Source organism: Pseudoclavibacter helvolus, from assembly GCF_014191305.1.
In the GTDB taxonomy this organism is placed as follows: Bacteria; Actinomycetota; Actinomycetes; order Actinomycetales; family Microbacteriaceae; genus Pseudoclavibacter; species Pseudoclavibacter helvolus.
The window spans coordinates 1,087,566-1,110,911 of sequence record NZ_JACHWJ010000001.1; the positions used below are offsets into that span (position 1 = coordinate 1,087,566).

Annotated in this window: 19 protein-coding genes; 7 read left to right on the plus strand and 12 right to left on the minus strand. The window is 67.8% G+C overall.

The window, feature by feature from the left end; translation table 11 throughout:
- The first annotated feature begins 48 nt into the window (after nucleotides 1-48).
- From FHX72_RS05075 to FHX72_RS05085, 3 genes are all read left to right on the plus strand, one after another.
- Nucleotides 49-2,166: a TPM domain-containing protein gene (locus FHX72_RS05075; protein ID WP_183623372.1), complete on the plus strand. Its 2,118-nt coding sequence runs from the start codon at nucleotides 49-51 to the stop codon at nucleotides 2,164-2,166.
- Nucleotides 2,167-2,276: 110 nt separating this feature from the next.
- Nucleotides 2,277-3,032: a PspA/IM30 family protein gene (locus tag FHX72_RS05080; RefSeq protein ID WP_068480143.1), complete on the plus strand. Its 756-nt coding sequence runs from the start codon at nucleotides 2,277-2,279 to the stop codon at nucleotides 3,030-3,032.
- Nucleotides 3,033-3,139: 107 nt separating this feature from the next.
- Nucleotides 3,140-3,535 carry a Fe-S oxidoreductase gene (locus tag FHX72_RS05085; protein ID WP_183623374.1) on the plus strand — a complete coding sequence of 132 codons (396 nt, stop codon included), beginning with the start codon at nucleotides 3,140-3,142 and terminating at the stop codon, nucleotides 3,533-3,535.
- Nucleotides 3,536-3,562: 27 nt separating this feature from the next.
- Here the strand turns inward: FHX72_RS05085 and FHX72_RS05090 are convergent, their stop codons facing one another.
- The 4 genes from FHX72_RS05090 to FHX72_RS05105 form a co-directional block, all read right to left on the minus strand.
- Nucleotides 3,563-5,014: an amidase gene (locus FHX72_RS05090; RefSeq protein ID WP_183623376.1), complete on the minus strand. Its 1,452-nt coding sequence runs from the start codon at nucleotides 5,012-5,014 to the stop codon at nucleotides 3,563-3,565.
- A gap of 70 nt (nucleotides 5,015-5,084) precedes the next feature.
- Nucleotides 5,085-5,807 carry a uracil-DNA glycosylase gene (locus tag FHX72_RS05095; RefSeq protein ID WP_377606526.1) on the minus strand — a complete coding sequence of 241 codons (723 nt, stop codon included), beginning with the start codon at nucleotides 5,805-5,807 and terminating at the stop codon, nucleotides 5,085-5,087.
- Complete coding sequence (locus tag FHX72_RS05100; RefSeq protein ID WP_183623378.1) at nucleotides 5,804-6,535, minus strand: Type 1 glutamine amidotransferase-like domain-containing protein; 732 nt, start codon at nucleotides 6,533-6,535, stop codon at nucleotides 5,804-5,806. Before FHX72_RS05100 ends, FHX72_RS05095 begins: the two co-directional genes overlap by 4 nt.
- On the minus strand, nucleotides 6,532-7,353 hold the full coding sequence (locus FHX72_RS05105; protein WP_183623380.1) for an SDR family oxidoreductase: 822 nt from the start codon (nucleotides 7,351-7,353) through the stop codon (nucleotides 6,532-6,534). Before FHX72_RS05105 ends, FHX72_RS05100 begins: the two co-directional genes overlap by 4 nt.
- 143 nt (nucleotides 7,354-7,496) lie before the next feature.
- Here FHX72_RS05105 and FHX72_RS05110 point away from each other — a divergent pair, with 143 nt between their 5' ends.
- Nucleotides 7,497-8,786: a bifunctional o-acetylhomoserine/o-acetylserine sulfhydrylase gene (locus FHX72_RS05110; protein WP_183623382.1), complete on the plus strand. Its 1,290-nt coding sequence runs from the start codon at nucleotides 7,497-7,499 to the stop codon at nucleotides 8,784-8,786.
- Nucleotides 8,787-8,814: 28 nt separating this feature from the next.
- Nucleotides 8,815-10,023, plus strand: coding sequence for a homoserine O-acetyltransferase MetX (metX, locus tag FHX72_RS05115; protein WP_068480123.1), 1,209 nt, complete (start codon nucleotides 8,815-8,817; stop codon nucleotides 10,021-10,023).
- Here metX and FHX72_RS05120 read toward each other — a convergent pair.
- The 5 genes from FHX72_RS05120 to guaB1 form a co-directional block, all read right to left on the minus strand.
- A complete protein-coding gene (locus tag FHX72_RS05120; RefSeq protein WP_183623384.1) occupies nucleotides 9,916-11,304 on the minus strand; it encodes a glycosyltransferase 87 family protein in 1,389 nt (462 codons plus the stop codon). The genes metX and FHX72_RS05120 overlap by 108 nt on opposite strands.
- Nucleotides 11,305-11,324: 20 nt before the next feature.
- Entirely contained in the window at nucleotides 11,325-12,260 is a 936-nt protein-coding gene (locus FHX72_RS05125) for an NAD(P)H-hydrate dehydratase (protein ID WP_183623385.1), read from the minus strand.
- Between the two features lie 66 nt (nucleotides 12,261-12,326).
- A complete protein-coding gene (locus FHX72_RS05130) occupies nucleotides 12,327-13,370 on the minus strand; it encodes a hemolysin family protein (protein ID WP_068480114.1) in 1,044 nt (347 codons plus the stop codon).
- Complete coding sequence (locus FHX72_RS05135; RefSeq protein ID WP_068480111.1) at nucleotides 13,363-14,709, minus strand: hemolysin family protein; 1,347 nt, start codon at nucleotides 14,707-14,709, stop codon at nucleotides 13,363-13,365. The genes FHX72_RS05130 and FHX72_RS05135 overlap by 8 nt, the downstream gene beginning before the upstream one ends.
- 196 nt (nucleotides 14,710-14,905) lie before the next feature.
- Nucleotides 14,906-16,345: a GMP reductase gene (guaB1, locus tag FHX72_RS05140; protein ID WP_183623387.1), complete on the minus strand. Its 1,440-nt coding sequence runs from the start codon at nucleotides 16,343-16,345 to the stop codon at nucleotides 14,906-14,908.
- Between the two features lie 144 nt (nucleotides 16,346-16,489).
- Here guaB1 and FHX72_RS05145 point away from each other — a divergent pair, with 144 nt between their 5' ends.
- The gene (locus FHX72_RS05145; RefSeq protein ID WP_068480107.1) at nucleotides 16,490-20,203 is read left to right on the plus strand and encodes a multifunctional oxoglutarate decarboxylase/oxoglutarate dehydrogenase thiamine pyrophosphate-binding subunit/dihydrolipoyllysine-residue succinyltransferase subunit; all 3,714 of its coding nucleotides are present in this window, start codon (nucleotides 16,490-16,492) and stop codon (nucleotides 20,201-20,203) included.
- A 76-nt stretch (nucleotides 20,204-20,279) separates the two neighbouring features.
- Here the strand turns inward: FHX72_RS05145 and FHX72_RS05150 are convergent, their stop codons facing one another.
- Genes FHX72_RS05150 through FHX72_RS05160 form a run of 3 tightly spaced genes read right to left on the minus strand, consistent with a single transcriptional unit; the run spans nucleotide 20,280 to nucleotide 21,740 of the window.
- Nucleotides 20,280-20,816: a hypothetical protein gene (locus tag FHX72_RS05150; protein ID WP_068480104.1), complete on the minus strand. Its 537-nt coding sequence runs from the start codon at nucleotides 20,814-20,816 to the stop codon at nucleotides 20,280-20,282.
- 31 nt (nucleotides 20,817-20,847) lie between these two features.
- Nucleotides 20,848-21,108 carry a zf-HC2 domain-containing protein gene (locus FHX72_RS05155; RefSeq protein WP_068480101.1) on the minus strand — a complete coding sequence of 87 codons (261 nt, stop codon included), beginning with the start codon at nucleotides 21,106-21,108 and terminating at the stop codon, nucleotides 20,848-20,850.
- Nucleotides 21,105-21,740 (minus strand): sigma-70 family RNA polymerase sigma factor, encoded by a 636-nt coding sequence (locus FHX72_RS05160; protein ID WP_082775308.1) that lies wholly within the window; start codon nucleotides 21,738-21,740, stop codon nucleotides 21,105-21,107. Before FHX72_RS05160 ends, FHX72_RS05155 begins: the two co-directional genes overlap by 4 nt.
- A 160-nt stretch (nucleotides 21,741-21,900) precedes the next feature.
- Here FHX72_RS05160 and aroA point away from each other — a divergent pair, with 160 nt between their 5' ends.
- Nucleotides 21,901-23,346 carry a 3-phosphoshikimate 1-carboxyvinyltransferase gene (aroA, locus tag FHX72_RS05165; protein ID WP_068480095.1) on the plus strand — a complete coding sequence of 482 codons (1,446 nt, stop codon included), beginning with the start codon at nucleotides 21,901-21,903 and terminating at the stop codon, nucleotides 23,344-23,346.

Below are 23,346 nucleotides of genomic sequence, written 5' to 3' on the forward strand. Positions count from 1 at the left end.
CCGCTAGCGTTACGAGGAAGGCCGCTGCCCGGCCAGAAAGGGGTCTTCGTGCGTCGTGCGCTCTCACTGCTCGGCATCGCTGCCGCAGCGCTCCTCGGAACGAGTGCGCCAGCATCCGCCGAGGTCTCTCCGATCACTTCTTCCACGTCTTCCGTGCGCCTAGCCCCGGCACAAAGCCCCGGCTCCCCCGACGGGCACATCTTCGACCCAGGTGGGCTCGTCTCGGGAGACGCCTCGGACATCGAGCAAGCGATCTCGGCCCTCGAGTCGGAGACCGACTACACGCTGTACTTCGCGATCGTCGACCGCTTCTCGAGCCCAAGCGACGGCTTCGACTGGGCGAGTGAGTTTGCTGAGGTCAACAACCTCGGCTCAGACGCGGTGATCCTCTACGTGGGCGTCGACCAGCTCGACTTTGGCCTCAACTCCGACAGCTCGTTCCCACTCGGAGACGGAGCGCTGCGTGACATCGAGACGCAGTCGATCGCGCCGAACCTCGACTCGGGTCAGTACGGACAGGCTGCCGTCTCGGCTGCGGACTCCCTGCGCCAGGAGCTCACAGGCTCCGCTTCCGGCTCCGGCGGCGGCGAGTTCGTGCAGGCCACCGGTGCGGCTGTCGGCTCGATCTTCCTCTTTGTCGGGGGCTTCATCGTTGTCGTCGCGATCATCATCCTGGTGGTCGTCCTCAGAGCGCGGAGCAAGAAGAAAAAGGGCCAGCAGGCGTCGGAGGCGGAGCGCAAGGCGCAGCTCGAGCAGCTCGCCCAGCGCGCTGCAGGTGAACTCGTCCGGGTCGACAACCTCGTCACAGCCGCCGACCAGGAAGTGAGCTTCGCCGAGGCACAGTTCGGAGCAGAGCCAGTTGCCGAGTACCGTGCGGCCGTCGCGGATGCGCGTGAGCACTTGCGGCGCGCCTTCGACGTTCAGGGACAGTACCTCGACGCCTACCCTGAGCCAGAGCCAGCCAAGGTGCAGATGAACGAGGCAATCCTCGGATTCGTCGGCCAGGCGGAACAGCGCGTCGCGAAGCAGGCCGCGCGCTTCGAGAAGCTCCGCGACATGGAGCGCAACGCTCCCGAGCTGCTCAGACAGGTCAGGGGCGAGCTCGACCGTCTGGAGGGGCAGATGCAGGGCGCAGAATCCCAGCTGACCGCGCTGCGTGCACGCTACAGTCCCCAGGCACTGTCTACCGTCGACGACTCGACGCGGCACGCGCGGGAACTGCTTGCACTCGCCCGCACCGAGACGCAGAACGCAGACGGCGGGCTTCGCGAGGGACGCACGGGTCCCGCGGCTGTCGACATCAGCGATGCCCAACTCGCGCTTGCTCAGGTCAGCTCCGTACTCGGCTCGATCGGTGCCGCGGCGAGCGACCTCGAGAACGCAGAGCAGCTCATCCGCCAGGAAATCGGCGAGCTGGAGTCCGGGCTCGCGCGAAGCGTTCAGCTCGTTCAGCAGGCGTCGCTTCAGCCGGATGTCGCCGCGGCGGCCGCAGCCGCACAGACGTCAGCGCACGAGGCGATTGGCCGCGCACGCTCAGGGAGTGCGTCCGCGGCGGACCCGCTCCGCACCCTCGGAGCACTGCGCGAGGCCGACGAGGCCCTCGATACTGCGATCGCCTCGCTGCTGCAGGAGCACGAGCGTCTTGCCGGTCTACGCAGGCAGCTCGACATCGCGCTCGCCCAAGCGCGCTCGGCCGTCACTGGCGGCCTCCAGTTCATCGAGGGCCGCCGCGGCGCCGTCGAAAGCGAACCTCGCGCGCGCATCCAGCAAGCCGAGACCGAGCTCCGAACCGCCGAGCAACTCGCGGCAACGCAGCCAGAGGAGGCAATGCAGCGCGCCAAGAGCGCCATCAGCCTGGCCGAGCGGGCCACTGAGCAGGCCAGGAACCAGGTGCAGACGCAGCGCAGCGGCTACGAGCAGAGCTGGGGCATGTCCTCCGGTTCTCGCTCGAGCAGCAGCTTCGACTCCGGGCTCCTTGGCGGGATCCTCGGCGGGCTCATCAGCAACAGCGGCTCGTCGAGCCGCGGTTCCTGGGGCGGGGGCAGTTCCTGGGGCGGCAGCTCGGGTCGGCGTTCGAGTGGCGGTTCTTCCGGGTTCAGGTCGTCCGGAGGGTTCAGGTCCTCCGGCGGCGGCTTCCGCTCGTCAGGCGGCGGTCGAAGGCGCTGACACCGACGCTGCTAGCCAACCTCCAGCGACACACCTCACAACTCTCAACCTCACAGCACGGCCATCCACCAGGGCCAACAAGGGCCCGACCAGCAAGAAGGAAGCAATCGATGTCCAACAAGCAGTCCATCTTCGGACGAATCAGCCAGCTCGTCCGCGCGAACATCAACTCGCTCATCGACAACGCGGAAGACCCGCAGCTCATGATCGACCAGCTCATTCGCGACTTCACCTCGAACATCAAGGAGGCTGAGTCGGCCATCGCGCAGACCATCGGCCAGCTGCGGATGCTCGAAGACGACTACCGCGAAGACGTCCAGGCTGCATCGGAGTGGGGCAACAAGGCACTCGCGGCGAGCCGCAAGGCCGACGAACTCCGCGCCGCGAACGACGAGGTCGACGCGCAGAAGTTCGACAACCTCGCGAAGGTCGCGCTCTCGCGCCAGATCGAGTCCGAGACCGAGGCCCGCACGGCTGAGCCGCAGATCCGCGCTCAGACCCAGGTCGTCGACCAGCTCAAGGGCGGGCTCGAGGGCATGCGCGAGAAGCTGCGCCAGCTCGGCGCCAAGCGCGACCAGCTCGCGGCCCGTGCCAAGACGGCTGAGGCTCAGCAAAAGGTCAACGAGGCCCTCGGCAGCATCAACGTCATGGACCCGACAAGCGACCTCGGCCGCTTCGAAGAGAAGGTGCGCCGACAGGAGGCCCTCGTCCGCGGCCAGCAGGAGCTGCAGACCTCGAGCCTCGACTCGCAGTTCAACCAGCTCGAGGACCTTGGAAAGCTGACTGAGGTCGAGGCCCGCCTCGCCGCGCTCAAGCAGGGCCAGCGCTCGCCGGCCGCGATCGACGCCCCGGAGCAGAGCTTCTAGGCAGCACCGCCGGCAACGTCCGCCGCTGAGACCCGTCGCACACGGTCGGGTCTCAGCGGCGTACTTCTCCCCCGCGTTCCAGCGCGCAGCGAACGAAGGTCACCACCATGAACCCACTGAAGCGAGTGTTCCTCGACTCCCCGCTCTCCCACCTCGGCTACCACGCCGCCACCGTTGTGGGCCTGGCCGTCGGAGTCCCGCTGTCCACCGGCCGCGTCGAGGTGCACGACGGTCTCATCGTCTGCCGAGGACTCCCCAAGTGGGCGTTTCGAAGGGGCGGCACGTGCGTGGGGAGGGTCTACCTGACCCGGGACGTCGTCGGCGAGCGGGTGTTCCGGCACGAGCGCGTGCACGTGGAGCAGTGGAAGCGCTACGGCTTCCTCTTCCCGCCGCTGTACTGGCTCGCCGGGTTCGACCCGCTCAGGAACCGCTTCGAGATCGAGGCAGGCTTGGAGGACGGCAACTACCTTCCCCCGCGCCGACGACCCGCCGCGCGGGACTGAGCGCCCCAGCTCCCCGGCCACCAGAGCTCACCAGGTGGGCGGGTAGCGGTTCGCCCAGCCAAGCTCACCCTCGAGCTGCTTGGAGAGCCGCAGCAGCGTCACCTCGTCCCCCGGGCGAGCTATCGCCTGCACTCCAATGGGGAGGCCAAGCACTGCGCCGGCCGGCATCGTGAGAGCGGGGAGGCCCGACACGTTGACGTAGGACGTGTACGGGGTGAACTGGCACTGCTGCTCGAAGTTGCGCTCCCCGTCTTCTGCGTTGAACCAACCGAGCGGCCGCGGCGTCATCGCGAGGGTCGGAGTCAGCACGACGTCGAAGTCCGCGTACTGCGAGATCACGCTGCGCTCGAAGGCAGCGAGCGATGCCAGCGCCGCCGCGAGCTCCGCCGCGCTCTTGGACCTCCCCACACCGACGAGCCATCGTGTGAGCGGCTCCAGCTGCCCGAGCGCGTCGCCCTCGAGTGGGATGGTCGCGGCTCCGGACTGCCAGACGGTGCGGAACGCGTGGAAGTACTCTGGCGCATCCGCCGGCGTGAACGGCACGAGATCGTGCCCGAGTCTGGCCAGCCGCTCCTTCGTCGCCTCGAAGACTCCGGCGACGTCGTCGTCGAGGCTGATCTCGTAGTGCGACGACCAGGGCGACCACGTGTTGAACCCGATGCGGAGCCTTCGGACGGGCGTCGCAAGCGCGTCGAGGTAGGAGCGCTCGCCCGAGGGCGCCGTGAGGGCGCTGCGATCTGCCTGGCGCCCGTCAGCTCGACGGGCGATCATGCCGTCGAGCAGGAGCGCCGCGTCGGCCGTGCTCCGTGCCAGCGGCCCGGAGACCGGGAGGCCGGCAAGGGCGGCGATTCCCGAGCCGTCAGGCACTCGGCCCCGGCTCGGTTTCAGACCGACGAGGCCACACGCGGACGCGGGGATCCGGATCGACCCGCCGCCGTCGGAGCCTGGCGCGAACGGCAGCAGCCCCGCCGAGACAGCCGCGGCCGCGCCTCCCGAGGACCCGCCTGCTCCGAGCCCGCTGCCCCAGGGAGTCACCGCCGCCGCGGAAACACGATTCTCGGTGTAGGCCGGGAGACCGAACTCAGGCGTGTTCGTCTTCCCGAGGCTCACACCGCCAGCCGCATCCATCGTCGAGACCAGCTGCGAGCTCTCCTCGGGGAGGTACCCCACAAACGCCCTTGACCCGAAGGTCGTCGGCACGCCGGCTCGCGGCTCGAGGTCCTTGTCGGCAAACGGCAGGCCCCAGAGCGGCGACGCGAGCCTGTCGGCGCGCAACTCGAGGGCTGCGCGGTCCTGCTCGAGCTGGCGGGCGCGCTCCAGCGCACGCTCTGGCGTCACCGTGATGAAGGCACCCGAGCGGCCTGCGTCGGCCTCGATGCGAGCGAGGTAGGCGCCGACGAGGTCAACGGGCGCCAGCTCGCCGCTCGCGAGGAGCTCCCTCTGCCTGACGGCTCCGAGTTCGTGCAGCTGCTCGCTCATGCTGTGCCTTTCTTTCGTCGGCCGGGTTTCCTAGCCTGGTGTCAGCCGGGATGACCAAGCCATGTGGGAGCTAAAAGAGGTGCGACTGCGAGACCGTGCTGCTGGTCTTCTCGACCCGCCAGTCCACGGGTTCGCCGCCCTGCTCGCGGAGCAGTTCGTTCGCGCGCGAGAACGGGCGGGAGCCGAAGAATCCCCTGGACGCTGAGAGCGGGCTGGGGTGAGGGCTTTCAACCCGGGGCGTCTCGCCGAGGAGCGGGGCGAGCGCCTGCGCGTCCTTGCCCCACAGGATCGCCACGAGCGGCGTGCCGCGAGCGACGAGTGCCTCGATGGCCGCGTCGGTCACCGCCTGCCAGCCGAGCCCCCTATGCGAGCCCGCAGCGCCGGGTTCAACTGTCAGCACTCTGTTCAAGAGCAGAACGCCCTGCTCGCTCCACCGCGACAGGTCGCCCGTGGCGGCTGGCTCGATCCCGAGGTCGTCCCGCAGCTCACGGTAGATGTTGGTGAGGCTTCGCGGCAGTGGTCGCACGTGCCGTTCTGTGGCGAACGAAAGCCCAATCGGGTGCCCAACCGTCGGGTATGGGTCTTGTCCCACGATGAGAACTCGCACCTCATCGAGGGGCTGCGCAAAAGCCCTGAGGATGTTCTTTCGCTCGGGCAGGTACGACCGGCCCGCGGCCGTCCCATCCGCCAGGCGCTTGTCGATCTCGGCGAGTCGGTCGGCCACGGGCTCGAGCGCAGGAGCCCAGCCAGGGCCGAGCCGGCCCAGGTCCGCGAGCCCCTGATCCCCGGTCACTCGGATGCTCGGCTCGACGAGACCGTGACGCCACCCTCCCCTGCCGTGAGCTGCCAGACGCTTCCGGACCCGAGGATCTCGAGGGCTCCCTCGCCGACCTTGAGCACCGTGTCCTCGTCGATGGCGAGGATGCGCTCGGCGAGCCCTGCCTCGATGCTCGCGGCGCAGAGGGCCACGAGGCCCCACTGCGCGGCATGGGCCTCGATCGTCAGGTCGACGAGCCCAAGGCCTGCCTCGAGCGTGACCTCGTCGAGTCCCTCCCCCGATTCCTCCGGGGCAACCTGCACGTCGCCGATGCGCCAGCCCCCGATGATCGCCTCGTCGGCCGCGATCGCGGCACCTGCGGAGTAGCCGAGGTAAGAGACGCCCTCGCTCACGAGCCGTCGGAGATCGGTCGCGAGCGGAGCCAGCGCCGCGAGGTAGGCGGGGGTGTGCCCACCGGCCACGAGGATGGCATGAGCCGTTGCGAAGCTCGTGAGGTCGATCTCGTCGAGCGGCACCCCTGCATCGGAGCTCCGGGCGAGCACTGGCGTCGCGAGGACGCCGGGGTCGAGCAACCTGAGGCGGTCGGCGAACCAGTCCGCGATGGGAGCGGGCGCCTCCCCCACAGCGATGATCGCGACAACCGGGGTCTCGTCGCCGGCACGCAACCGGGCCTCGCTCGCGAGCTGCGAGAGCGCAAGCTCAACACCGGGGCCGTCGCCCCCTCCGACCAGGAAAATGCTCATTTGCCCGACTCCTCCGCGCTGTCCTTCATCTTGAGTGGTCCCCGGTGCAGCTGGAACTGCTCGCGCTGCGCGACCGGCCGCACGATGAGCTCGTCGACGTTGACGTGCCCTGGCAGCTGCAGTGCCAGCTGGATCGTCGCGGCGATGTCGTCTGCCGTAAGCGGGTGATCGACCCCCTCGTAGAGCTTGGCAGCGGACGCGCTGTCGCCGCGCATGCGCCTGAGCGTGAACTCGTCGGTGTGCACCATGCCTGGCGCGATGTCGATCACGCGGATCGGCTCGCCGCCGAGCTCGAGCCGCAGCACGCCGATCATGGCGGCCTCAGCGGCCTTCGTCGCGACGTACCCGCCTCCACCCTGGTAGATGACGCGCCCCGCCGTCGAAGTGACGGTCACGATATCGGCGTGCGGGAACTCGTCCTGGCTGCTCGCAGCGGATGCGCGCAGCAACGGCAGGAACGCCGTGATGACCCGCTTGGTGCCGAGCACGTTGAGCTCGAACATGCGCTGCCAGTCCTCGATGCTGCTCTCCTCGACGCTCTCGGTGCCGAAGGCCCCGCCAGCGACGTTCACAAGTGCTTCGACCTCGCCGATGGACGCGGCACGATCGCGCAGCTCCGCGACGAAGGCATCGTTGGTCACGTCACCCGCGAGCACCTCGGCACCCGTCTCCCCCGCAAGCTCCGCGAGACGGTCGGCGCGACGGGCTGTTGCGAGGACCGTGCGGCCTTCCGCACGCAGGGACCTGACCGTCGACCGACCGATGCCGCTGCTTGCTCCCGTGACCACGACCACACGCGTTCTCTGTTCTCCAGGCATGCACCCATCGTGGCATGCCTCGGTGTCCGACGCTGAGGGCGCGTGACGATTTGTGTCCCGCTCCGTTGCCCGCTTGAGCGCCCACTGCCACACTCGTGCCACCCGACTGTCCAGTCGGGTCGCAGCCGACCCGGAGGCTACCTATGACCCAGAGCTTTGAGACCAGGCAGATCCACGCCGGTTCAGCCCCAGACCCGACGACCAACGCGGTTGTCACGCCCATCTACCAGACGACCTCGTACGTGTTCGATGACGCACAGCACGCGGCCGACCTCTTCTCGCTCTCGCGTGCCGGCAACATCTACACGCGCATCACGAACCCGACGACGGCGGTGCTCGAGGCGCGAATCGCCGATCTCGAGGGTGGCAGCGGCGCCCTCGCCCTCGCATCCGGCCAGGCGGCCGAGACGTTCGCGATCCTCAACATCGCCGGCGCCGGGGACCACATCGTGTCGTCCACGTCCATCTACGGCGGCACCTTCAACCTCTTCAAGTACACGTTTGCCAAGCTCGGTATCGACGTCACGTTCGTCGAGGACCAGAACAACCCGGACGCGTGGCGGGCGGCTGCCAAGGAGAACACGAAGCTCTTTTTCGGCGAGACCATCGGCAACCCGGCCGTCAACATCCTGGACATCGAGGCAGTCGCGAACGTCGCCCACGAGGTGGGCGTGCCGCTCATCGTCGACAACACGATCGCGACGCCGTTCCTCATCCGCCCCTTTGAGCACGGAGCGGACATCGTCGTCCACTCGGCCACGAAGTTCCTCGGCGGTCACGGCGCAGTCATCGGCGGCGTCATCGTCGACGGAGGCACCTTCCCCTGGGACGAGCACAAGGACCGCTTCCCGGGACTCTCCGAGCCCGACCCAAGCTACGACGGCCTCAGCTACACGGGCGCGCTCGGCAACGCGAACGCGTTCCACACGAAGGCGCGCGTCCAGCTGCTGCGCGACATCGGCGCCTCGATCGCGCCAGCTTCCTCGTGGCAGATCCTGCAGGGCGTCGAGACCTTGAGCCTCCGCATGGAGCGCCACGTCTCGAACGCGACGGCCATCGCGAGCTGGCTGCAGGGCCACGCCGAGGTGCAGAACGTGAACTACGCGGGCCTCGAGTCGAGCCCGTGGAACGCACTCGCACAGCGTTACGCCCCGAACGGGGCAGGCGCCATCCTCTCGTTCGAACTTCGGGGCGGTGTCGAGGCGGGCCGCAAGCTCGTCGAGCGCGTGCAGCTCTTCAGCCACCTCGCGAACATCGGGGACGTCAGGAGCCTCATCGTGCACCCGCCATCGACGACGCACTCCCAGCTCACGCCCGAGCAGCTGCTCGCGTCCGGCATCAACCCGGGGCTCGTGCGCCTCTCCGTTGGCCTCGAGAACGTCGACGACCTCATCGCGGACCTCTCACAGGCCCTCGACTCGCTTCGCGCGTAGGCGCGGAGTAGCCGCTAGCCTGGCGCTGATGGACTGGACAGATCACGGCATCTCGCCGCCGAGCGGCAGAATTCCGAACGACGAATTGCGGGCGGTCTCACTGAGGCCGCCCGCCTCGGGCGCGTGGCGCGACGGCGACGACGTCGGGCACCGGCAGTTCGCCTGGCTCGGGGCATTCAGCCCCGAGCACGGCGGCGAGCTTCCGCTCATCCGACTCGCCTACGAAACCTGGGGCACGCTCAACGAGGACAGGTCGAACGCGATCCTCGTGCTGCACGCCCTCACGGGCGACTCACACGTCGAGGGCCTGTTGGGCCCCGGGCATCCGACCGCCGGCTGGTGGCCCGGCATCATCGGCCCGGGTGCGCCCCTCGACACCGACCGCTACTTCGTTATCGCTCCCAACATGCTCGGCGGCTGTCAGGGCTCGACGGGCCCCGCCAGCCTCGACTCCCGCGGAAACGCCTACGGGTCCTCGTTCCCCGTGCTCACGATCCGCGACCAGGTGCGAGCTCAGTCGCTGCTCGCCGACGAGCTCGGCATCTCGACGTTCGCGGCCGTCATCGGCGGCTCCATGGGCGGGATGCACGCGCTCGAGTGGGGCATCATGTTCCCAGAGCGCACGAGGCGGCTCGTCGTGATGAGCGCGCCAGCGGCCTCTGACGCGCAGACCATCGCGCAGAACACGCTGCAGATCGAGGCGGTCCGCCTCGACCCGAACTTCAACGGCGGCGACTACGCCGACGAGCCAGCTGGCTTCGGCCCGCACCGAGGCCTCGCGCTGGCCCGGCGTCTCGCCATGCTCAACTACAGGTCGGGCACGGAGCTCGACGACCGGTTCGGCCGGAGCTGGCAGTCGAACCTGAGCCCGGAGCAGGACGACGGCCGCTACGCAGTCGAGTCCTACCTCGACTTCCACGGCAACCGGTTCACGCGCCGCTTCGACGCGAACAGCTACATCACGCTCTTGACCGCCATGAGCTCGCACAACGTCGGACGCGACCGCGGAGGCGTGGACGCGGCCCTGGCGCGAGTCACCGCATCCACGATGGTCATCGGCATCTCGACCGACGTCCTGTTCCCGCCAGAAACGCAGCACCGCATCGCGGCCGGCGTGCAGAACAGCTACTCAGGCGATCGAGCCGTCACGATCAGGTCGAACTTCGGCCACGACGGCTTCCTGCTCGAGATCCACCACGTCGGTGACGCCATCCGCTCCATGCTCGCGAACGGCTGACCGGCCCGCGGGGGCCGCGGCGCTCGAGGCAGGGGCGGCAGCAGCGCCCACGGCGCGCCTGCTCCGGGGCCACATCGCCCAGAGCGCCCAGATGAGGAGCACGACGAGGAGGCCGTTCCGGCCCGCCAGGAGGGCCACACCCGCCGCGTGGGCGTCGGTCACGAAGTTGTAGTTGCCCGGGTAGATGATCTGCGTGAGCCAGGCGATGCACAGGGCGATGCCGGCTGGCAGCGCGAACCGTCGCACGTCGACGATGAGCCCGAACACGATCACGGGTGCGAGCCAGGTGATGAACTGCGGCGACCCGACCTTGTTGAACACGATGAACGAGAGCACAAGGGCCAGCGAGAGGGCCGGGAAGAGTCGCGTGAACGGCATCCCCCGCCGCTTCGAGACAAGCGCGAGCAGGACGACGCCAAGAACCGCCACGGCGAGCACTGGCGTGAGCAGGGCACTCACGAACTCGGTACCAGGACCGTCGACCTGGAACGTCAGGATCTCCATCGAGTAGTAGGCCTCGTAGCCGGGAACCTGCATCGAAGCGAGCCACATGGGTACCGTGGCCGCGACGGCCTCCACCTGGAGTCCGCGGCCGGTCTGCTCCGTCACGAACGAGAAGACGTTCGAGCCACCGCCGAGGGCAAGCGCGGGGATGAGAACGGCGGCGCAGACCACCACTGCGCCGGCCGCCAGCCAGAGCCGGTGGCGCAGGACGATGAAGGCTGCCGCGAATACGGCGGCAGGCCAGATCTTCAGCCAGGCGCCGAAGGTCAGGAGCGCGCCGGCGACCTCGGGCCTACGGCGGAGAGCAAGCAGGGCGAGGATCGCGATGGGAACACTCACGGCGTCGATCCGGCCGAGGGCAACAGGCCCGAGCAACGCCATGAGGGCGAGCCACCACCAGGCGGCGATCTGACGCAGGCGCGCATTCTGAGCAGCCGGGCGCCAGAGGGTCAGGGCCGCAAACGCCACGGCGTTACCCGCGGCGGCAACCAGCAGCCAGCCCAGGCCGTAGTTCGCCTGTCCGCCCACGACGTCGGCGAGCAGCATGGGCAACAGCGAAGGGAGCGGATACACGAACGTCGTGTCGATGCCGGGCACCTGCCCGAGCTGCGCCTGGTCCACCCATCCGCGATAGACCTGGAAGACGTCGCCCATGGGGTTCGAGAGCGAATAGAGGTTCACGAGGATCAGCACGTAGTGGACGCCCGCGAAGGCAAGCCAGAGCGTCACGATCGAGAGAGGGCCTCGCCAATGGCGCGCGATCCACGACGTAGTCATGCCGGACAAGCTACCCCAGCTCAGGCGTGGAGCTTGGACGCCACGAGCGCGCCGACGAGGCGCGGCAGCACGGCGGTCGCGTCGCTCGCCCTGATCGGGGCCCCAGGGCCGTGCGCCCTGAGCTCGTCGATCGGAGCGAGGAGTTGTGCCGAGGCAGCGGTGTTGCCTGCGTTCAACTGCGAGGCCAGCCAGCCGGCCCGAGCGTGCAGCCAGACCGCGGCCGCCGCCAGCTGCTGCGGCTCTGGCTGCTCGGCGACCTCACGCTTCGAGGCTACGGCGCTCAGGGCACCCATGGCCCCAGCCAGCACATCACCAGTGCCCGCCGTCGCCAGCCAGGCGCCAGGCGCATCCACGATGATCGTGGGCCCGTCGCCGGCGATGTAGGTGCGGTGTCCCTTGAGCACCAACGTGCAGCCGAGGCGGTCGGTCACAAGCCGAACGGCCTGCTCCGGCTCCTTGATGACATCGGTAGCGTGCACCTCGGTGTTCTCGAGCTTCGTGATGAGGGCGGCGAGCTCAGCCGCGTGAGGCGTGAGGATGCACCGGCGAACGTGGTGACCGCCGAGCACACGCTTGGCGATCTGGCCGAGCGCGCCGGAGTCGGCGATGACGGTCGCGTCGAGCTCGCGGGCGCGGTCGAGCGCCTCGCGCGCTTCGCTCGTCCGGCGGACGTCCTTCGGGTCAACGCCCGACCCCACGACAAGCGCGTCGAACGACGCGAGGTCGGCGACGACCTCAGGGCTCTGCCACAGCACCGCCTTGGTCTCGGCATCGCCGCCTGAATAGCGGACCATGCCGATGCCGGTGGCGAGTGCGGCCCTCGTCCCGAGGACGGCGGCCCCCGGGTAGTGCGTCGAGCCGGTCACGAAGGCGGCGACGCCCCTCCGGTACTTGTGGTCGTCCTCACGCGGCGCGAACACGCTGGCAGCGGCGTCTTGAGCTTGGAATTCCCTCACCCGGCCATCCTGGTCTCTCTTGGGCGACACGCCAAGTCGGCTCCCAGGCCGTACGCGGGCTGGGGCTCAGTGCCGGGCCGTCGCGTCCCTGATCTCCCCCACGAGTTCCTCGATGATGTCCTCCAAGAAGAGCACTCCGAGCGTGTTGCCCTCCCGGTCGAGCACGCGCGCCAGGTGGCTCCCCGTGCGCCGCATCGTCGCCAGGGCGTCCTCGAGGTCCGCCTCGTCGTGGATCGAGTCGAGCGAACGGACGCGCTTCGCCGGAATCGGATGATCGAATTCGCCTGGCTCGTCGAGGTCGAGCACGTCCTTCAGATGGACGTAGCCCGCGTATCCGCCCTCTGCGTCGAGAATGATGTAGCGCGAGTACCCGTGCTCGGAGACTGCGCGCTGCAGCATCTCGGGGGTCGCGTCCGGCGGGAGTACAACAAGCTGCTCGCCGGCGATCGCCACGGAAGCGACCTTCTTCGCCGTGAACTCGAAGGTGTTCGAGAGGGTGCCTGCGCGGTCCATGAGCACCCCCTCGCGCTTCGACTGCTCGACGATGCCTGCCACCTCGTCGAACGTGAACGCACTGGTCGTCTCCGCCTTCGGCTCGACTCCGAAGAGCCGCAAGGTGGTGTTCGCGATGCCGTTGAGCGCCCAGATGACCGGCGCGAAGAGCCTCGAGAAGAACACGAGCGGAGGGGCGAGCAGCAGCGCAGCACGATCCGGGACCGAGAACGAGATGTTCTTCGGGACCATCTCGCCGAGCACGACGTGCAGGTAGGAGACCACGATGAGCGCAACGACAAACGCGATCGTGGAGATCATCTCCTCGCCGAGGCCTGTCGCGGAGAGCGGGATCTCGAGGAGGTGGTGGAGCGCGGGTTCCGAGACGTTGAGGATGAGGAGCGAGCAGACCGTGATGCCCAGCTGGCTCGTCGCGAGCATGCCGGTTGCATGCTCCATCGCGTAGAGCGTCTGCTGCGCCGCCTTGCTTCCACGCTCGGCGCGGGGCTCGATCTGCGAGCGCTTCGCCGAGATGACGGCGAACTCCGCCCCGACGAAGAAGGCGTTCGCTGCGAGGAGGACCACGAGCCAGGCGAGTCCAGACCAGTACTCAGCCACGGTGCTCCTTCTCTGCGTGCTGGTCGGCGAGGCGCTGCATGAGCGCCTCCCTCGACTCGTACGACTCATTCGGCGTGAAGGCGACCCGATCGACTCTGCGCCCATCCATCCGCTCCACGCGGAACGTGCCAACGGGCACCTGCACCTCGTCGCCGACGGAGGGGATGCGCTCGAGCGCGTTCATCATGAAGCCCGCGACGGTCTCGAACGGGCCATCCTCGTCGAGCTCGATGTTCAGTCGGTCACGCACCTCGTCTGGGCGCAGCATTCCGTCGAAGGTCGTGCGGCCCTTCGCACGCACGACATCGAGGTGCGCGCGGTCGTGCTCGTCGACGAGCTCGCCGACGATCTCCTCGACGAGATCCTCGAGTGTGACCACGCCGTTCGTGCCGCCGTACTCGTCGAGGACCACTGCAAGCTGGAACCCACCGGAACGCAGCTCGGCGAGGAGCGCGTCGAGGCCGAGGGTCTCAGGGACAAGGAGCGCGTCGGTCTTGATGGCCCCGACCGGGACGGTGCGGCGGCGGTCCATCGGCAGCGAGACCGCGTTCTTCAGGTGGGCGACGCCGACGATCTCGTCGATGTCCTCGCCGGTCACGGGAAAACGCGAGTGGCCCGTCGACTTGGCCAGGTCGATGAGCTCCTGCACGGGCGCATCGACGGCGATCGACTGCACACGAGGCCGCGGCGTCATGACATCCGCGGCGATGTGGTCCGAGAAGCGCAGCGTACGGTTGAGCAGCACGGCACGCTCACCCTCGAGGATGCCCACGAGCGCGGACCGGCGGACCAGGCTTGACAGCTCCTCCGCCGTGCGAGCGCCGGAGAGCTCTTCCTTTGGTTCGATCCCGAAGGAGCGGATGATGCCGTTTGCGCTGCCGTTCAGCACCGCGACTGCCGGCCGGAAGACGGTTGTGAACGCCACCTGCAGCGGAATCAGGAACTTCGCCGTCGTGCGGGGCACGGCGAGCGCGAAGTTCTTCGGAATGAGCTCGCCCACGACCATGGACAGGGCCGTCGCGATGACGATCGCAAGCACCGCGCCGACGGGACGCACCGCATCCTCTGGCAGCCCGACGGCACCGAGCGGAGTCGACAGGAGCGACGAGATCGCCGGCTCCATCGTGTACCCGGTGAGGAGAGTGGTGAGCGTGATGCCGAGCTGCGCGCTGGAGAGGTGCGTCGAGGTGTGCTTGAGCGCGTTGATCGTCGGGGTGAGCCGCTTCTCGCCGCGTTCGCGCCGCTTCTCGAGATCGTTGCGGTCGAGGTTCACGAGTGCGAACTCGGAGCCGACGAAGACACCCGTGCCAAGCGTCAGGAGGACGCCAATGCCAAGCATGACCCACTCGTTCACGCGATCTCACCGCCGCAGCGGGTACCGGGTCGAGCGGCATGCTGAGCCCTCGCGGCACTGACGGAAAGAGGTGCGCTCACGACAACGGCAGAGAGGAAGGCTGAGGGCGCGGATCGCGGAGGATGGTCATCGTCCATAGTTGCCACGAAGTATATCCACGACCGCCCTCAGCTGACCGCGCCTACCAGGAAACAGGGAGGGCCTTGCCCTCTTCGTAGCCGGCTGCCGACTGGATGCCGACCTTCGCGCGCTGGCGAAACTCCAGAAGTGAGTCCGCGCCGGCGTAGGTGAACGACGAGCGGACGCCCGTCGTGATCATGTCGATCAGGTCGTCAAGGCCGGGACGCTTCGGATCGAGCATGATCTTGGACGACGAGATGCCCTCCGCGAAGAGCAGCTTGCGAGCGCGCTCGTATGGCTCGAGGTCTCCGAAGCGCGCCTCAACGGCCTTCGTTGATGCCATTCCGAACGACTCCTTGAACCAGTTGCCCGCCTCATCGGTCCGGACCGTGCCAGGTGCCTCGACGGTGCCTGCGAACCACGAGCCGATCATGACGGCGGATCCGCCTGCTGCCAGTGCGAGCGCGACATCGCGCGGGTAGCGCACTCCTCCGTCGGCCCAGACTCGAGCGCCGAGGGCGTGCGCGGTCTCTGAAGTTTCCAGGACCGCGGAGAACTGGGGGCGACCGACTGCGGTCATCATGCGGGTCGTGCACATCGCGCCGGGGCCGACGCCGACCTTGATGATGCTGGCGCCCGCCGACACGAGGTCGTGCACTCCGCTGCCGCTGACGACGTTGCCCGCGACGATGGGAACGCCGAGCTCGGCACCCCGCACAGCCTCGATCGCGCGGAGCATGCTCCCCTGGTGCCCGTGTGCCGTGTCCAGGACCAGCACGTCAGCACCGGCTTCCACGAGCGCTCGTGCCCGTTCGAGCGCGTTCCGCGACACGCCGACCGCGACCGCGACCCGCAGTCGGCCCTGCGCATCCAAAGCCGGCTGATAGATCGTGCTGCGCAGCGCGCCGCTCGCAGTCACCGTCGCGAGCGAGCCGCTCTCGGTGCGGACAGGCGCGAAGCTCTCGCCCGCGGAAGCAAACGAGTTGAACACCGCACGCGAATCCCTTGCGAGGTCAACAGGCACCTCATCGACGAAGTGGTGGCTCAGATCCGAGAGGACGGCGTCACTCGGGACACGCGCGAGCGTCGACGCCTGCAGGACTCCCAGGACGTCCCCGTTAGAGGCGAGCACGGAGACTCCGAAACCTGCAACGGGCGGGACGAGTTCGAGCACCGCGCCGACCATGGAGTCACCGGATGCGGTAAAGGGGGTGTCGAGCACCGGGTCCTGCGACTTCACCCAGCTGATCGCCGTCTGAAGCTCCTCAAGAGACATGTCCTGTGGAAGTACGCCGAGCCCTCCGCGGCGCGCGATCGCCGCGGCCATGCGGGGGCCGGTCACCGCGTTCATGTTCGACGCGACGAGCGGGATCGTCATGCCGGTGCCGTCGTCTGGGGCGAGCGAGACGTTGAGCCTCGACCCCACATCGGATCGACTCGGGATGAGAAACACATCGGAGTACGTGAGCTCGTGGTGGGGGGCTGGACCAGAGAAGTGCATGACCTCCAGAATACGTTGCCGCACCCCGGAACGACCCACTTTCGCGCAGAGCGCTCGCCAAGCGCGTTAGGCTGTTCACTCGATGGGGTCGCCGCCCAGATTCGGCGCGTCCCGCATCACTAGACGAACGCGAGACGAACTCAGGTGGCGAGTCATTTGACCAGTGCGGGTACAGACGAAGCAAAGTCCGATTTCGGGGCCAACGATTGGCTCGTCGAAGAGATGTACGAGAAGTACGTCAAGGACCCGAAGAGTGTCGACGAGGCCTGGTGGCCGACACTCGAGCAGTACGCCAAGCAGCAGAGCGCTGCTCCGGTGAAGTCGACGCCCGCGGCCCAGCCCGCGAAGGCGCAGACCACTCCGAACCCTGAGGCCGAGGCGAAGAAGCCCACGGCGGAAGGGGAGGCGCGCAAGCAGGCGAAGACGACTGCCGCGGCTCCGCAGGAGAAGCTCATCCCAGCGGATGCACCGGCCGCTGACAAAGAGAAGGCACCGTCGCGCGAGAACGTCGTGTCTCCGCTCAAGGGCATGGCGAAGGCCATCGCCAAGAACATGGACATCTCGCTGCAGGTGCCGACGGCGACGAGCTACCGCGAGATTCCCGCGAAGCTCATGATCGACAACCGCATCGTGATCAACAACCACCTCCGCCGCACCCGCGGTGGCAAGGTCTCGTTCACGCACCTCATCGGCTGGGCGCTCGTCAAGGCGCTCATCAAGTTCCCGAGCATGAACGTCTACTACGACGAGATCGACGGCAAGCCGTCGGCGATCGAGCCGGCCCACGTCAACCTCGGCATCGCGATCGATGTGCCGAAGCCCGACGGAACCCGTGCGCTTGTCGTGCCGAGCATCAAGCAGGCGGAGACGCTCAACTTCCGCGAGTTCCTGGGTGCGTACGAGGAGCTCATCAAGCGCGGCCGCCAGAACAAGCTCAGCGGCGACGACTACGCCGGCACCACGATCTCGCTCACGAACCCCGGCGGAATGGGCACGCTCCAGTCCGTACCGAGGCTCATGAAGGGCCAGGGCGCCATCATCGGCGCCGGCGCGCTCGACTACCCGGCCTCCTACCAGGGCATGGCGCAGCACGTCATCGACGACCTCGCAATCTCCAAGCGACTCACCATCTCGAGCACCTACGACCACCGCGTCATCCAGGGTGCGGGCTCCGGTGAGTTCCTCAAGCTCGTGCACGAGCACCTCACGGGCCAGCACAACTTCTACGAGGAGATCTTCGCCTCGCTGCGCATCCCGTACAAGCCCGTCGTGTGGTCGCAGGACGTCCACGTCGACCTTGCGGCCGCGATCAACAAGACGGCGCGCGTGCAGCAGCTCATCAACATGTACCGCGTGCGCGGCCACATGATGGCGGACATCGACCCGCTGCAGTACGTGCAGCGCACGCACCCCGACCTCGAGATCGAGAACCACGGGCTCACCTTCTGGGACCTCGAGCGCGAATTCGTCGCCGACGGTTTCGGCGGAAGCCAGCGGATGCTGAAGCTCCGCGAGATTCTCGGGATCCTCCGCGACTCGTACTGCCGCACGATCGGCATTGAGTACATGCACATCCAGGACCCGGAGCAGCGCGCCTGGTTCCAGGACGAACTCGAGCACCCGTACACGAAGCCCACACACGAAGAGCAGATGCGCATCCTCAACAAGCTCAACGAGGCTGAGGCATTCGAGACGTTCCTGCAGACCAAGTACGTCGGCCAGAAGCGCTTCTCGCTCGAGGGCTCCGAATCGGTCATCTCGCTGCTCGACACGATCATCCAGGGCGCTGCGGAGGAAGACCTCGACGAGGTCGCCATCGGCATGGCCCACCGCGGTCGCCTCAACGTGCTGACGAACATCGCAGGCAAGACCTATGGCCAGATCTTCCGCGAGTTCGAGGGCGTCCAGTCCAGCTCGGGCCGCGGCAACTCTGGTGACGTGAAGTACCACCTCGGCATCGAGGGCACGTTCACGGCCGCTTCGGGCGCGACGATCCCCGTGTACCTCGCCGCCAACCCCTCCCACCTCGAGGCCGTCAACGCTGTGCTCGAGGGCATCGTGCGCGGCAAGCTCGACCGCAAGGCCGACGGCCGGGACGCGGTCCTGCCGATCCTCATCCACGGCGACGCCGCGATGGCTGGCCAGGGTGTCGTCTATGAGACGATGCAGATGTCCCAGCTGCGCGCGTACCGCACGGGCGGCACGATTCACGTCAACATCAACAACCAGGTCGGCTTCACCACGACACCGAGGGATGCCCGCTCGTCGATGTACTCGACCGACGTGGCCAAGGCCATCTCGGCGCCCGTCTTCCACGTGAACGGCGACGACCCAGAGTCCGTCGCGCGTGTCGCGGAGCTCGCGTTCGCGTACCGCCAGCGTTTCAAGCGGGACGTGGTCATCGACCTCATCTCGTACCGCCGCCGCGGCCACAACGAGGGCGACGACCCCTCGATGACGCAGCCCCTCATGTACAACCTCATCGAGGCGAAGCGCTCCGTGCGCAAGCTGTACGCCGAGGCGCTCGTCGGACGTGGCGACATCACGCAGGACGAGTTCGACGCGGCGCAGAAGGACTTCCACGACCGCCTTGAGCGGGCCTTCGCGGAGACGCACCAGGCGCAGACGCAGTCGACGCCCATCTCGGCCGCCGAGCTCTCGGCCGTCGGGTCTCGCGAGGAGAACCATCGCTCCGAGCCGGATTCGACCGCGGTTGCCCGCGAGGTCGTCGAGATCATCGGCGACGCGCACGGCAACCCGCCAGAGGGCTTCTCGGTGCACACGAAGCTCAAGGCGGTCCTCTCCAAGCGCGAGCAGATGAGCCGGGAGGGTGGCATTGACTGGGCCTTCGGCGAGCTGCTCGCCCTCGGCTCGCTGCTCATGGAGGGCACGCCCGTGCGCATGTCCGGCCAGGACTCCCGCCGTGGAACGTTCGTGCAGCGCCACGCGTTGTTCCACGACCGCCTCAACGGCCAGAACTGGCTGCCGCTCGCGAACCTCAGCGACAACCAGGCGCCGATCTCGATCTACGACTCGTTCCTGAGCGAGTACGCGGTGCTCGGCTTCGAGTACGGCTACTCGGTCGAGCGCCCGGATGCCCTCGTGCTCTGGGAAGCGCAGTTCGGCGACTTCGTCAACGGCGCACAGACGATCATTGACGAGTTCATCTCGGCGTCTGAGCAGAAATGGAACCAGCGTTCGAGCGTCGTGCTGCTGCTCCCCCACGGCTACGAGGGCCAGGGCCCCGACCACTCGTCCGCCCGCATCGAGCGCTTCCTGACGCTCGCAGCGGAGGAGAACATGACGGTCGCGATGCCGTCGACGCCCGCGTCGCACTTCCACCTGCTGCGTCGCCAGGCGTATGCACGCCCTCGCAAGCCGCTCGTCATCTTCACGCCGAAGTCCATGCTGCGCCTGCGCAGCGCGGTCTCGCCAGTGGAGGACTTCACGCAAGGTTCATTCCGCCCCGTCCTCGACGACGAGCGGATCACCGACAAGGCCGCCGTGCGTCGGGTCGTGCTGCATGCAGGCAAGCTGCACTACGACCTCCGTGCTGAGCTCGACAAGCGTGAGGACTCGACGGTCGCCCTCGTGCGGCTCGAGCAGTTCTACCCGATGCCGGGCGAGGAGATCAACCGCATCCTCGCCGAGTACCCGAACGCCGAGATCGTGTACGCCCAGGACGAGCCCGAGAACCAGGGCGCTTGGCCGTTCATCCGCACGCACCTCGCGCCGATGCTCGAGGGTCGCACGATCCGCGCGGTCACCCGCCCCGAGTCGTCTGCGCCTTCCGTCGGCACGATGAAGGCGCACCAGCGCCAGCAGGCCGAGCTCATCGAGGGTGTGCTCGCCGAGTAGCCCTTGCATCGCGAAAAGGCGCCAGCCCCGAGGAAATCGGGGCTGGCGCCTTTTCTTCGTGCGTTGGGGGCGGCTGCTAGCGGCCGGTCAGGAGGGCCACCGCATCGTCCAGGTACGCCGCGAGCGGCTCGACGCTGCTTGCGCCGAGGCCGGCCTGGTCACCAGGGACTGCGCCCCAGTGCAGCACAACCTCGCCGTCGACGACTTCGAGTCCTGGATGAGCCTCAGCGCCCTGGCCGTGAGACAGGTGGATGCTCATCGCCCCGTAGTTGACGGTCTCGCCGAGCTCGAAGCCGGAACGCAGCGCGGCAAGTTGCACGCGTCGGCGCTCCGCCGCAAGCGCCGACTGCTCGCTGTAGTGATCCGGCTGCTTCGCGACTCGGATCACTGACCCGACCCGGAAGAGGGCTCCGCTCTCGTCGAGGAGAAGTTCGCGCAGCCGCCAGACTCGCGAGATTCGGCGCATGACCGGGCTCCGCCGAATCCCGAGCAACGGCCTTCGCTCGACAAGCTCGCCGAGCGTCTCCCGCCGCGCATCCCGAAGCCTGAGCTCCGCGACCGCTTCTTCGATGCGCGCCGAGAGTCGGAGCCAGGCGTCAGTGTCAGGAGTCATAGGAGGTGCTGAGCGTCGGAGCGACCACGCCCTAGTTCGCGACGGGCGTGCCGTGCGTGCGCTGGATGTTCCGAAGCTGGTCGAGGACGTGCAGTCGAAGCTCCTCCGGGGCGCGCTCCTTGCAGGCTCGCTGCACGACCTCCATGAGCGAGCGGTTCACGTGGAGCTCGCTCTCGCAGTCCTTGCAGTGCTCAAGGTGCTCGCGAATGTCGCTCGCATCCGTACTCGCGAGCTCGTTGCGCAGGTACTCCTCAAGAGCGTCCTTGGCTTTCTCGCAACCGCAATCGGTCATTTCTTGGTCCCTGCTTCCTGCTCGTCCCCGTCCAGGGGCGGAATAATGCCGTTCTCTCGCGCGTACCCGGTGAGGCGTTCGCGAAGCAGTCGCCTGCCGCGGTGGAGCCGCGACATGACGGTGCCGACGGGGGTCTTCATGATGTCTGCGATCTCCTTGTAGGAGAAGCCCTCAACGTCCGCGAGGAACACCGCGAGGCGGAAGTCCTCTGGGATCGCCTGGAGGGCGTCCTTCACCGTCGAATCGGGGAGATGATCGATGGCTTCGGCCTCGGCCGAGCGGGACGAGGTTTGAGCCGTCGCCGACTCGGCGCCACCGAGTTGCCAGTCCTCGAGGTCCTCGAGCGCGTTCGCGTACGGCTCGCGCTGCTTCTTCCGATACGAGTTGATGAAGAGGTTCGTGAGGATTCGGTAGAGCCACGCCTTGAGGTTCGTCCCCTGCTCGAAGCGCCCGAACGCGACGAAGGCCTTCACGAAGGTCTCCTGCACGAGGTCCTGCGCATCTGCGGGGTTTCGAGTCATGCGCATGGCCGCCGCGTACAACTGGTCGATGTACTGCAGCGCCTGCTCCTCGAACAGCTGCCGGAGTTCGTCCTGATCTGGGGTCGCCTGGGGCGACTTCTGCTCACTCATTACGCGTGAGTGTACTGCCGTGCGCCTCTCGGCGGCTTGACGCCTCGGCGGCGCGAGCGTTGTCTGCAAGGGCAGCCCTCCTCTTCGGTGTGTGGCGGATGTCTGGCGGAATCGGATTTCCGGGTGGTGCGAGCGCCACTGGCGGTATCGTTGTCAACCAATGGAGATCTTTGGCTATTCCGGACCACGCTTCGACCTGTACCGAGACGACGAGGGCAGCGAGCCGCTGACCATCGGCGACGGTCCCTGGGAGGCCCCGACGGCGTCAGCGCCGATCGACGCGCGCCTGCAGATTCCGGGTTCGAAGAGCCTCACGAATCGCGAGCTGGTGCTGTCTGCGCTCGCCGCCGAACCGTCGAAGCTTCGGCATCCGCTCTGGGCACGCGACACGGAGTTGATGATCGAGGCGCTGCGGCAGCTCGGCACGCAGATCACCGAGGTCCCGGGCGACGGGCGATTCGGCAACGATCTCGAGATCCTCCCCGGCGAGCTCGAGGGCGGCGTGTCTATCGACTGCGGCCTCGCCGGCACTGTCATGCGCTTCGTCCCGCCCCTCGCATCCCTCGCCCTCGGCCCGGTCGCCTTCGACGGCGACGAGGCTGCGCGCCGACGCCCCATGAAGGGCACGGTGGATGCGCTCAAGGCACTTGGCGTCGAGGTTCGGGACGACGGCAGGGGCGGTCTGCCCTTCTCCCTCTACGGCACGGGTGAGGTGACGGGCGGCGAGGTGACCATCGACGCTGGAGCATCCAGCCAGTTCGTCTCCGGCCTCCTGATGGCAGGCGCGCGCTTCGAGGAGGGTCTCGCGCTCATCCATTCGGGCGATCGAGTGCCGAGTCAGCCGCACATCGACATGACGCTTGCCGCCCTCCGCGACCGCGGAGTCGAGATCGACGACACCGAGGCAGGCACCTGGCGTGTCAGCGCCGGTTCCATCGAGGGGCGCGAGCTGACGATCGAACCAGACCTCTCGAACGCGGAGCCCTTCCTGATCGCCGCGATCGTCGCGGGCGGCAGCGTCTCCATCGAGGACTGGCCCGAGACGACGACGCAGGTCGGCTCGCACCTCAAGCACCTGCTCCCCCTGTTCGGTGCCACGATCTCGGTGGTCGACGGTGTGCTCACGTGCTCGGTCGAGCGCGGTATCGCAGAGGGCGCCGAGCTGCCTGGCGTCGATCTCCACCTGTCTGAGGCCGGTGAGCTGGCCCCGAACCTGGCGGCCCTCTGCGGCCTGTGCACAACGCCGAGTCGCATCACGGGCATCGCGCACCTGCGCGGGCACGAGACCGACCGAGTCGCGGCCATCGCGGCTGAGCTGCGCGGCATCGGCTGCGAGGTCAACGAGCTCGAGGACGGCCTCGAGATCGTCCCGGGTCCCCGCACGGCGCACGAGTGGCGCAGCTACGAGGACCACCGAATGGCGACTTCTGGCGCGATCGTCGGCCTCGCAATCGAGGGCATCACCGTCGACGACATCCACGCCACGAGCAAGACTCTCCCTCAGTTCACACAGCTCTGGTTGGACATGCTCGACCAGGGCGCTCTCGGCGAGGCTGATGAGGCCGAGGACGACGGCAGCGTCGACCTCGCGGCCTTCAGCATCTGA